Source organism: Paenibacillus sp. HB172176, assembly GCF_011947265.1.
Lineage (GTDB): Bacteria > Bacillota > Bacilli > Paenibacillales > Paenibacillaceae > Pristimantibacillus.
Genome location: NZ_JAATHD010000035.1, coordinates 43699 through 54502, shown reverse-complemented (window position 1 = coordinate 54502; position 10804 = coordinate 43699). Strand labels below are relative to the sequence as shown.

Below are 10804 nucleotides of genomic sequence, written 5' to 3'. Positions count from 1 at the left end.
TTTTTTGAAACATCAGATTTTCGGGAGGTGGGGCTTTTTTTTGCTCGTAACCACCATACCATCCATTATGCAGCATTTATTTTCGTATTAAACCTTCCTCTAAATGCGGTCGCTCATCTTTGGAAGGCCTCGATAAAGGTTTTCTCATTGCACACCCCATTGCGTTGCAACATTACGGCGCCCTCCATAGAATATCCTGTCAAAAGGCTCCCTTGATATTCGCCCGAATCGGGTCGAAGCCCCCGGTCACATCAATGACATTGCCCGTCAGGAAATTCGATTTGTTCTGGCAGAGGAACAAGATAACGCGAGCGACATCCTCTCCCGTTCCGGGACGCCCGAGCGGCGATTCGGAATCAAGCTCCTGCTCCACTTCGTCAATCGACTTCTCCTTATTCGCCCCGCGTATATCGCCGGGACCAATCAGATTGACCGTGATGCCGTTCGGCGCTTCCTCGACGGCGAGCGACTTCGTGAACGAGACAAGTCCCGTCTTCGCCGCCGCATAGACCGCCCGATGCGGCCAAGCTCTTGCTTCATTCGCATGGCCGAAGCCGAAATGAACGATTCTGCCCCAGCCGCGCTCGCGCATATAAGGAAGCAAGCGATGATCGAGCAGCATAACGCTGAGCAGATTGCCATGCATCAGAGAGATGATGGTTGCTTCGTCGTATTCGCTGAACAGCCTGCGCTTGCGAATGAAAGGGCCGGCGTTATTCACTAGAATATCGACGCCGCCGGACCAGCTCTCGGCGGCGTCCGCAAGCGCGTGCGCGCCTTCGAACGTCGTCATATCCGCCTGCACCGCAAGCGCCTTTACTCCAAACTCTTCAATGCGCGCCTTCACCTCATGGGCTTCCTGCTCGCTGCTTACATAATTAATAATGACGTCGCAGCCCTGCTCGGCGAGCTGCAAAGCCGTTCTCTTGCCCAGCCCCTTGGCGCTGCCCGTTACTAAAGCCGTCCTGCCTTTCAGCTCCACGTGTATCCACCCTCTCCCGGGATTATACCGTCTTGATCCGCATCAGCTTGCATGCATATTGAAACGAGCTTCTAAGCGATTCGATCGTTAAGAAGAGACATTTGGTCAGATCCTCCGCTTGAAGCTTGATATCCTCAAGCCCAATGACTTCACCGTACATTCGCTGGCTCTGTATCAGATCATCCTGCATTTCGGAATTCATGTAATGAATTTCTATATTTCTGCGATTGCGCAGCCGTTTCATTGCGTCTCTATATTTCTCCTTGACGATATTCAACTTACGCGCGAAGTCGGGATGCAGATCGTTCTCAAGCATATGGCGAAGCACCGTGAAATAAGAAAAATGCGGTTTCACCTTCTCCGTTCGCAGCATGAGCAGCATGTTGAGGAATGTCCCCAGCTTATCGAGCAGCGAGAAGACGCGAATGAAGGCGTTTTTGTCAAAATACACATAGCGGTCATAATCCAGCTTCTCCTCGCGGGACATATGCTCGACCGAAGACGAGGTAACTCGCTCCATGAAGCGCATGGCGGCATATTGGCTCTGCTCCAGCTCCATCAAGGCGGAGCGCAGTCCCATTGTCCAAACCTCATATTTGCGAAGCCTGTTGCCGGCGTCATGACCGCTTGTTATTTCGCGGCTCATATGAGCCGCGAATCGATCCATAAGCTTGTACGTTTCCGCAAGCGCGGGAGACGGCTCCAGCTCAGGCTCGTCAAACATGAAATGAAGCATATAACCAACCTCCTTCCACTTCAAAAAAAATGGGCGGATTTAAAGCTTGTATTCGCTCCAGCGCTGATCCACCAGCCGGACGATATCCTCGCGCGGGAACAGCTCATCCGGATAGCCTGGCTTCATTCTCGCGTCGATGACGAGTGGAAGCTTGTAGCCGAAATGATGCCTGCGAATGTCGGCGTTCGCATAGATGTCGTCGGCGGGATTGAATCTTGTGAACACGGACCACAGGAACGCCGTCTGTCCCTCCGTCTCATCCGCGTCGTCTACGAGGAATACGAGCGGCCACTCCGTTCCGCGATCGCTTAGCTGTCCCAGCAGACGAGCCCCCAATTCAGGCTCCTTCTCATAGCTTGCCCCGCTGACGACAAGACAGCCCCGGCAATAGGGCTTTGCCTTGTGAATGCCTTCCATTATGCCTTCCGTATACTGCGACGGGAGTTCTCTGACTGGCTCTCCGACACCAAGCATCACAGCCTTGCTGCCATGATTCAGCTTGCCGCTTGTATAATCGAGCGTATCATGCGAGGTCTCGTCGAACACGAACAGATCCGTATGCGGTTGGAAACGCTCCAGCACCGTCTCCAGCAGCTGATCGAATCGGGACAGATCAAGGGGCCGATCGGTCAGAATGAGGAATTTCGTCAGCGTCAGCTGTCCTTGTCCGAGAATGCTGAAGGCGGTGGACAGCGCTTCTCTCGAATAGGATTCCCTGACAACCGCTGCGGCAAGCGCATGCACGCCAGCTTCCGCATAGGCCCACAATTCCTTCACACCCGGCATGGCCATCGGGAAGGCGGGAGCAAGCAGCCGCTGCAAATATTCGCCGAGATAATAATCCTCTTGGCGCGGCTTTCCAACAATTGTTGCTGGGTAAATCGCGTCCTTGCGGTGCCACATATGATTCACCTGAAACACCGGAAAATCATGAATCAGCGAGTAATAGCCGAAATGATCGCCGAACGGCCCCTCCGGTCTTCGAAGATGCGGCGGCACCTTCCCGCTGATGACGAATTCCGCTTCGGCCGGCATTCGATGGCCGCCCTGCGGATCTGTTACCATAGGCAGCTTGCCGCCCATAATAAGCGATGCCATCAGCAGCTCGGGCAGATGCTCCGGAAGCGGCGCAATCGCCGATGCAATGAGCGCGGGTGGGCCGCCGAGAAACACGGATACAGGCAGCGCTTCGCCCCTCTGCTCGGCTTCGTAGTAATGGAAGCCGCCGCCTTTATGTATTTGCCAATGCATGCCGGTCGTTTGATCATCGAAGATCTGCATGCGGTACATGCCCAGATTATGCTGCTTGCGCGCGGCCAGATTTTCTGTATATACGAGCGGCAGCGTAACGAATGGGCCTCCGTCCTCTTGCCAGCTCGTAATAGCTGGAAGGCCGGCGAGTGGACGCTCGCGCTTCAAGCTTCCAAGAATCGGAGCATTCGATGCGGGAACTTCCTTCATACCGACCTTCATCATGTCGAGAATTAAATTTTTCTCGCCCCACAGCGCTTGAAGCGTAGGAGGCATGAGTCGATCCGCCGCTCCGATAATTTGCTTCATAAGCGCTTCAGGCTTCGGACCGAAGGCCAGATCGACTCTCCGGCTCGTTCCGAACAGATTCGTCACAACCGGGAACGGGCTGCCCTTCACATTCGTGAACAGCAGCGCAGGTCCTTCCTGTTCGATAACGCGTCTGTGGATTTCCGCAAGCTCCAGATAGGGATCAACTTGCGCTTCAATGATTTTCAAATCGTTATCGCGCTTCAGAACTTCCAAAAATTGGCGTAAATTAGCAAAACTCAACCTTTCACACGACCTTCCCTGAACAGCCATGACCGAATGAGTATATCCATTAATAGTCCAAACAGGCCGACAATAATTAAGTTATGCAGCAGACTTGCAAAGATAAAGACATCGTTATGTCCAATCGCGGATGTTAGGATCGCCCCGCTGATGATCTGAGTAATGACCAGAATCAATACCCAGCCGGCAGGTCTTACAAGGCCTGAATTCACATGGCTCACCTTGCGAATATGCATGTATAAGGCGAAGAGCGCAATGCCGAGCAGCATAGCGGCCGCTCGGTGCATGAATACGACGCCGGTCGCGCCATCAAGCTGAGGCACAACCTCGCCATTGCAAAGCGGCCAACCCAGGCAGCCGCCCGAAGAATCCGTGTGGCGCACGAACGCTCCCAGATAGATAACGACATAGCAGTACACGGAAGCCGCAAGCACGCTCGGGAATACAGACCTCGTCACGACGAACTTTGCGGGACTGCCATTAATATGCCGATATACCCATATGACGAGCAGCATTGTCGCGGCGAAAGCAATCAGGGATATGCCGAAATGAATCGCCATGACCGCGGAAGATTGCGACCAGATTACGGCTGCTGCTCCCATTAAAGCTTGCACGATCGTGAAGAGAAGCGCAAACGCCGCATACCAAAGCGGCTCTCTGAACAGCTTCTTATCTCTTCTGAACTTCAAATAGGTGGCGATAGCCACACCGAGAACGAGCAAGCCTTCCAAGCCCGTAATGCCGCGATGCGTATATTCAATCGTAGACGACAGCGTATGCGCGGGAACGAATTTGCCGTGACAAAGCGGCCAATCCGTTCCGCAGCCGTCTCCTGATCCGGTATTTGTGACAAGCGCTCCGGCAAGCAACACAAGAAGCATCCCAATGCTTGAGGCAAGAACGAATGCGCGGTAGCGGGCAGTAATCATCGTATCACCTAATTTCCTTATATTATGACAAGTCAATTATAGCGATAAGCGCCCTTGAAAGCCATGTTCAAACTGTGAACTTCCGACTATCCTTGTCTAATTGTGTCGTCCACTTGAATAGCCCGGTCGACAAATTGTTCAATCTCGTCGCGCGTCTTCCTCAGCTTGCTGACGAAGCGAATGATTTCATTCCCGCCGCGGAAGGCGATGAAGCTTGGAATGCCGAGAATGTTAAGCTCGGAGCATACATCCTCCAGATCGTCGCGATCCACTTCAGCGAAGATTACCTTGCCCTCGTACTGCTTCTCCAGATCCGGCATGAACGGATCGATGAAGTGGCAGTCCGCACACCAGGTTGTTTTGAATACGACAATGGTTAGAGCATCCGCTCCCGCCGCTTCTCTGAATGCCGCTTCTGTTGTAAGTTTGTTCATGAATATTGCCTCCTAGTTAGCATTCTAATTAAATTCTCTTCGCCGATACTTGAGCTTCATTATCTTCGACATAGGCTTGCGGAGAACGCTTGGCAGCGACTTCGTATCCTCAGGGGTAACAACTTTTAGCAAAATTAATAATGCCATATAGAATAGACCAAGAGCCAAACCAGCAACGGCTGCCGATGTTAGGAATGAAAGCTTGACAATCCAAGCATTCGTGCTATGCAACATACCCTGTTCCGCTCCCCAACCCGCAATTCCCGAAATAATCACCGCCAGCAAATAAGGAATCCATCTCTTTCCGAGTATTGTCAATTTGGCAATCTTGTTAATACTTCGGACATTGAAAGCTGTCACTCCGGTGAAGCAAACAACTGATGCAATAATGAGCCCATACACGCCAAGAATTGGCGTTAGCGCTAGACTGAACACAATCTTGAGAACAAGGCCAATTAAAGTATTCCTCATTGAAATTCGTTGTTTTCCTAAGCCGTACAAAATAGAGTTTGTGGTCATCATAGTAATTTGTACAATTGTACTGGCTGCCAGTGCCGCTACAACTTCATAGCCATGTGTACTTTTGAACAACAATCCAGTTATGGAGTAAGAAGCAACCGTCAACAATAAAGCAAAAGGCACGCCAGTGAAACAGACGACTCGTAGCACGATTGACGCTTGGCGTTTGACCTCATTCATGTTATTAAGTGAAAAAGCCGAAGAAATAACAGGAATGATGGACGAACCTAAAGCAATTGCTAATATTGGTGGAATGCCAGCGAGAGACTGGGCAATTCCCAAATCTTTCTTAAGCAGGATTGCTTCTGATACCGTATAGAAGCTGCCTGATAATCGATCAAATAAAGAGAGATCGAATGTAAAAATGACGTTAATAACACTAGAAGTAACGATCGCAGGAACCGACATACGGAATATCTCACGATAAATCGTGCGAAAGCGCAAATTCGGTCCCTCATCATAACCATAATCCTCCTGAACAGCTTCCAACTGTCGTTTCTCCAACTCCAATTGCCGATCTTGATTTCTAAGCTTGCGAACATAGAACAACATAACTGAAAGTGCGCCTAAGCTTCCGAAAACGCTGCCGAATGTAATCGCCGCCGCTCCCCATCGATCGCTCCAACCCAGGCTAAGCACAATCAATCCCAAGCCAATTCCTAGAAATACTCGCAGAAATTGTTCCACAATTTGTGACAAACCTCCTGCGCTCATCATCTGTCTGCCTTGAAAGTACCCCCTCATCATTGCAATAATCGGGAAGAATAACAGTGCGGGCGAAATGGCACGTACAGATAAATCAGCATTAGGTTGATTAGATATCACATCAGAGAAGTAGCCAGCGAAAAAGAACAATCCCGCAGCCATAATAAAACCGCTTACCGCGCCGAAGAACAATGCAGCCTTGTAGATTCGTTTCGCTTCTTCATATTTCCCTAATGCATATCTCTGCGAGACCATCTTGCTGATGGCGCTTGGAAATCCTGCAGTAGCGAGTAACAACAGAAGCAAATAAATCGAGTTTGCCAGATTGAATGAATTAAATCCCTCCTCGCCCAGCATGTAGTCCAGCGGAATACGCTGGAACAGGCCTAGAAATCTGGCGAAGAGAGCGGCGGCGGCGAGTATGATGGTGCCTTTTAACAATGAGTCTTTTTTCAGCATGAACTTCCATTAACTCCTTACGACTTGGCTGCGATCGGCTCAAGCGGTTGATGATTGCCACGGACAGGCGTTGCCGCTCGGGATGGCTCGGCCCAGCGAATGCCATTCGAGATGACCTGAAGAATCTGCGGATTGTAGTAGGTAGGGAATGTCTCATGGCCCGGACGGAAATAGAAGATCTTCCCTTGTCCGCGGCTGAAGGTGCAGCCGCTTCGGAACACCTCTCCGCCTTCGAACCAGCTGACAAAGATGAGCTCGTCCGGAGCGGGGATATCGAAATGCTCGCCATACATTTCCTCGCGCTCCAGGTTAATGTACTCTGGCAGCCCGGATGCAATCGGATGTGCGGGATTTACGACCCAGATCCGCTCTTTCTCGTTCGCTTCGCGCCATTTCAGATCGCAGCCCGTGCCCATCAGCTTCTTGAAAATTTTCGAGAAATGACCCGAGTGCAGCACAATTAATCCCATTCCATTCAGCACGCGCTGCTGCACGCGATCGACAATCGCGTCCTCCACCTTCTCATGGCCCATATGTCCCCACCAGATCAGCACATCGGTATTGTTCAAACGCTCCTCCGACAAGCCATGCTCGGGCTCCTCCAGCGTAGCTGTCGCGATCTCGAAATCCTCGGTCGCAAGACCTGCCGCCAGTGCGGCATGAATGCCGTCCGGGTATACCGCCTTCACTTCCTCATGCTGCTTCTCATGCAGAAACTCATTCCAAATCGTTACTTTGATCACTGCGATGCACCTCTTCTTAGTTAAATTAGATTGGTTGCCCCTAATAAGCCTAGCTTAGTTCGACCGCAGTCCTCTACAGCATCCAAATCCAGATGACGAACAAAATAATCATGAGCAGTTGCAGCAGGAATTTCACGATTACGCTGGTGAATAATCCAACGACGGCGCCCCAGCCCGCTTTGAAAGACTGCTGAACGCTTGTCCCGACCATAAGCTCGCCAAGAATCGCGCCAATGAAGGGGCCAAGAACAATCCCGAATGCGGGAATGACGAAAGGACCGAATATGATCCCAATCGTACTTCCTATTATGGAGGCTTTCGTGCCGCCGAACCGCTTGACGCCCCAGGCGCTGACTGCATGATCGGCGATGAAGAGCGCCGCCACGATCAAGGTTTGGATGGTCCAGAAGAAGAAGCCAAAATCTTGAAAGGTGAAAAACCAGCCATAAACAAAAAATGCTGCATAAATCGCCAAAGCTCCGGGCAATATCGGATAAATCGCTCCCGCCATGCCGACGGCAAACAGCAGGATTATGATAACCCATCCCAAAATATCCATGCAGCACCACCGCCTTTCGATTTGTTAGTCAGGAGAGCTTCAGACAGCGCTTGATGACCTCGGCGACTCCATTCTCTTCATTCGTCAGCGTCACGAAATCCGCCGCCTGCTTCACTTCCTCTTGCGCGTTGCCCATGGCGACGCCGAGACCGGCAGCCCGAATGGCGGCAATATCGTTCAGACTGTCGCCAACGGCGACAACCTCGGACATCGCAATGCCGAGCAAACCGCATACCTCTTCCAGTCCGCTTGCCTTCGAGATGCCTAGCGGATTCAGCTCCAGATTCGTTGGAGAGGAATTGGTAATCTCGAACGCGCCCCAGCTTCTCGCCTCCGCAAGCAGCTCGGCCCTGATCTCGTCATTCTCCGTATAATAACCGAACTTCAGCCAATGATGCTGATCATAGGCCTCCGCAGGATCAATCCATTGCTCTTTGTTGAAAACGCCATAGGTGGAATACGCCCAATACCAGGGCTCCTCATGCTGAAGCGCCAGCTCCCTCAGCCTCTTCACATATGTCCAGCTTAGCTCGGTCCGTTTATGCAGCAGATTCGGCTTCGCCCATACCTCGCCTCCGTTCACCGTTATCATCGGTCCTTCGAGCTTTAGCTGTTCGGCATAAGGAGAGGCGCTGTCAAAGCCTCTGCCCGTAGACAATATGACAGTCAAGCCGGCTTCCATTGCCCGGGAAATCCATTCCTGGTTTTGCGGGCTAACCTCCTGCCGGTCGTTCAGCAAGGTACCGTCCATATCGAGCGCAATCAGTTTGTACGTTGTCATTCTGCTCCACTCCGCTCTGTCTCTCTTTGTCATTGATTTATTGATTTTCAGAATCCGCATTCGAATCGTCAGCATTCGCAGCAACGGTGTTCGCCGTATCCCCTGCTGCCGCATCTTCTTTCACGGCTTTCTTCGGCACGCCGGTTAAGCCGACTTCCTCGTCGTACGCGTCGAAAATCTTGCGGGCAATCGGCGCGGCGCCATAAGCGCCGTATCCGCCATCGGGAATAATGACCGCGACAGCAAGCTTTGGTTTATCGGCAGGCGCGTAAGCGATGAATACGGCATTCTCGATAATCTCTCCTCCAGCTTCCTGCTCAGAGGTGCCAGTCTTCCTGTTAAACGAATAAGGAAAGTCATCGAACCCTTTGACCGCTACCTTGGACATGCCTTGTTCGATTTCCTTCCAATAAGCTTCAGGGAAGTCAACCGTGTTAAGCACCTGGGGTTCGTATCCTTGAACGACATTGCCCTCCGCATCCTTGATTTCATTCACGAACTGCGGCTTGATGCGCTTGCCGTGATTCGCCAGCATGACTGTGTATTGGGCGAGTTGCAACGTCGTATACCGCCCCTGCTGCCCGAAGGAAGCCTGAACGAGCGCAGATTGGGAGCTGGCCCGCTCCGCCTCCGTGAAGTATTCAATAACACCGCGCGACTCGCCCGGAAGACCGCTTTCTGTTGATACGCCAAGCCCAAATTGCTTCATATAGCTGTCCCATATATCCACACTGGATTTGCCGCCGACATCTCCGCGCTTATAAAGCCTATCTCCCACCATCGCCGCCATGAATGTGTTGGACGAATGCTCAATCGCTTCAGCGGCGTCAATCATGCCGTAGGCATGCTTCTGGGAATTCGTAATCTTCCTTTGATAACCTTCCCGGCCGTAATAAAAGGCGCCGCCGCGGTCATCATACACATCCGTCGTTGTGAATAAACCCTCATTCAGTCCGATCAGAACTGACAGAGGCTTCATCGTCGAGCCCGGCGGGACAATAGAGGAGGCATGCTTATCTCGATCCTCCTTCTTATCATACTGTGGGTATACGGTGCGAATCGTCCCATTGGACATGACATTCTCGATATTGTGATAATCCTCAGTGCTAATGCTTCCGCCAGCCCAAATATTCGGATCATAATCCGGCATGGATGCCATTGCAACCACCTTGCCGGTGTCAACCTCCATCGCGACCGCAAAGCCCGTTTTGGCGAATGGCGCCTTCTCGTACACATTCGTCGAGTTCCGAATCACCTCGAGATGATCCATGATGGCCTGCTCCGTCTTAAGCTGTACATTCTTATTAATCGTGAGATACAAATCGGAGCCCTTCTCCGGATTCGTAATCTGCATCGGCCCGATAATCTGCTCCTTGTTGTTGACCGGATAGGATTTCAGTCCGTTCTTACCGCGCAGAACATCCTGGTACATATATTCAAGACCGTCCAGGCCGACCTCTTCCTCCTCCAGATACTTCATTGTCGGATCTGTCTCTTCTTCCTTCGCTTGATAGAAGTCGACGGTTTCCCTGACCCCTTTATATTTCTTCAAGTAGCCTACCAACTGCACGGCAATGGAGCTCTTATCGTAATTCCGCACGCTCTCTTCCATAACGTCAACACCAGTGAATTCATTGCGATGCTCCATCAAATAAGCGATTTCCTCATTCGTCAGTCCTGATTTGATTCGACGGGGCGTCGACATATAGTTCAGCTTAAATTCAAGGTCCATCTGCCTGATCACATCGTCGACGGTCATCGCGTTGTCCGGATCTCCGTATTTCGCGAATACTTCAGCGAGCTTAGCGGCCATTTCCTTGGCGTTCTCAATCGATTTATCAATATTGGAAGAAGCCTGAATGCTGTAATATAAGGACTGTGTGGACGTGGAATAAGCGATTGGATATCCGGTAGAATCATAGATGTTGCCTCGAATCGGGGGAATCGCGTCATCGCGGGTGCTCTTCCTTGCGCCTTCCGCGCTGAGCGTGGGGCCTTCAACGAATTGCAGAACGGCGAGCCTGACAATCAAGAGGCTAAAGAGAGCAAAGGTGATAAAGAAAAATAAGTTCAGCCGAAAAGAAAAATTGCGTCGATTTTCGATTTCCCGCTTCTGCGGATCATCCTGCATGCTTGTTCACTCCCAATTCCACG

Annotated in this window: 10 protein-coding genes; all 10 read right to left on the bottom strand. The window is 51.4% G+C overall.

The window, feature by feature from the left end; translation table 11 throughout:
• Positions 1–199 precede the first annotated feature (199 nt).
• Positions 200–976, bottom strand: a complete 777-nt coding sequence (locus HFP08_RS27005) for an SDR family oxidoreductase (protein ID WP_168123748.1) — start codon at positions 974–976, stop codon at positions 200–202.
• Positions 977–1004: 28 nt separating this feature from the next.
• Positions 1005–1718, bottom strand: a complete 714-nt coding sequence (locus HFP08_RS27000) for a Cthe_2314 family HEPN domain-containing protein (protein WP_168123745.1) — start codon at positions 1716–1718, stop codon at positions 1005–1007.
• A gap of 39 nt (positions 1719–1757) precedes the next feature.
• Entirely contained in the window at positions 1758–3551 is a 1794-nt protein-coding gene (locus HFP08_RS26995) for a UbiD family decarboxylase (protein WP_481856625.1), read from the bottom strand.
• A complete protein-coding gene (locus HFP08_RS26990) occupies positions 3518–4450 on the bottom strand; it encodes a COX15/CtaA family protein (protein WP_168123743.1) in 933 nt (310 codons plus the stop codon). The genes HFP08_RS26995 and HFP08_RS26990 overlap by 34 nt, the downstream gene beginning before the upstream one ends.
• Positions 4451–4536: 86 nt before the next feature.
• Positions 4537–4884: a thioredoxin family protein gene (locus HFP08_RS26985; RefSeq protein WP_168123742.1), complete on the bottom strand. Its 348-nt coding sequence runs from the start codon at positions 4882–4884 to the stop codon at positions 4537–4539.
• Between the two features lie 24 nt (positions 4885–4908).
• Entirely contained in the window at positions 4909–6567 is a 1659-nt protein-coding gene (locus HFP08_RS26980; RefSeq protein ID WP_168123741.1) for a putative polysaccharide biosynthesis protein, read from the bottom strand.
• 17 nt (positions 6568–6584) lie between these two features.
• Entirely contained in the window at positions 6585–7310 is a 726-nt protein-coding gene (locus HFP08_RS26975; RefSeq protein ID WP_168123740.1) for a ThuA domain-containing protein, read from the bottom strand.
• 73 nt (positions 7311–7383) lie between these two features.
• Positions 7384–7869 (bottom strand): DUF456 domain-containing protein, encoded by a 486-nt coding sequence (locus HFP08_RS26970; protein ID WP_168123739.1) that lies wholly within the window; start codon positions 7867–7869, stop codon positions 7384–7386.
• Between the two features lie 28 nt (positions 7870–7897).
• Complete coding sequence (locus HFP08_RS26965; protein WP_168123738.1) at positions 7898–8650, bottom strand: Cof-type HAD-IIB family hydrolase; 753 nt, start codon at positions 8648–8650, stop codon at positions 7898–7900.
• A gap of 37 nt (positions 8651–8687) precedes the next feature.
• A complete protein-coding gene (locus HFP08_RS26960) occupies positions 8688–10781 on the bottom strand; it encodes a peptidoglycan D,D-transpeptidase FtsI family protein (RefSeq protein ID WP_168123737.1) in 2094 nt (697 codons plus the stop codon).
• Positions 10782–10804 lie beyond the last annotated feature (23 nt).

Bases quoted from the DNA above. Each gene is read 5' to 3' on its own strand.
- HFP08_RS26960 (WP_168123737.1), bottom strand. From the start codon at position 10,781: ATGCAGGATGATCCGCAGAAGCGGGAAATCGAAAATCGACGCAATTTT.
- HFP08_RS26995 (WP_481856625.1), bottom strand. From the start codon at position 3,551: ATGGCTGTTCAGGGAAGGTCGTGTGAAAGGTTGAGTTTTGCTAATTTA.
- HFP08_RS26980 (WP_168123741.1), bottom strand. From the start codon at position 6,567: ATGCTGAAAAAAGACTCATTGTTAAAAGGCACCATCATACTCGCCGCC.
- HFP08_RS26970 (WP_168123739.1), bottom strand. From the start codon at position 7,869: ATGGATATTTTGGGATGGGTTATCATAATCCTGCTGTTTGCCGTCGGC.
- HFP08_RS26985 (WP_168123742.1), bottom strand. From the start codon at position 4,884: ATGAACAAACTTACAACAGAAGCGGCATTCAGAGAAGCGGCGGGAGCG.
- HFP08_RS27000 (WP_168123745.1), bottom strand. From the start codon at position 1,718: ATGCTTCATTTCATGTTTGACGAGCCTGAGCTGGAGCCGTCTCCCGCG.
- HFP08_RS26990 (WP_168123743.1), bottom strand. From the start codon at position 4,450: ATGATTACTGCCCGCTACCGCGCATTCGTTCTTGCCTCAAGCATTGGG.
- HFP08_RS26965 (WP_168123738.1), bottom strand. From the start codon at position 8,650: ATGACAACGTACAAACTGATTGCGCTCGATATGGACGGTACCTTGCTG.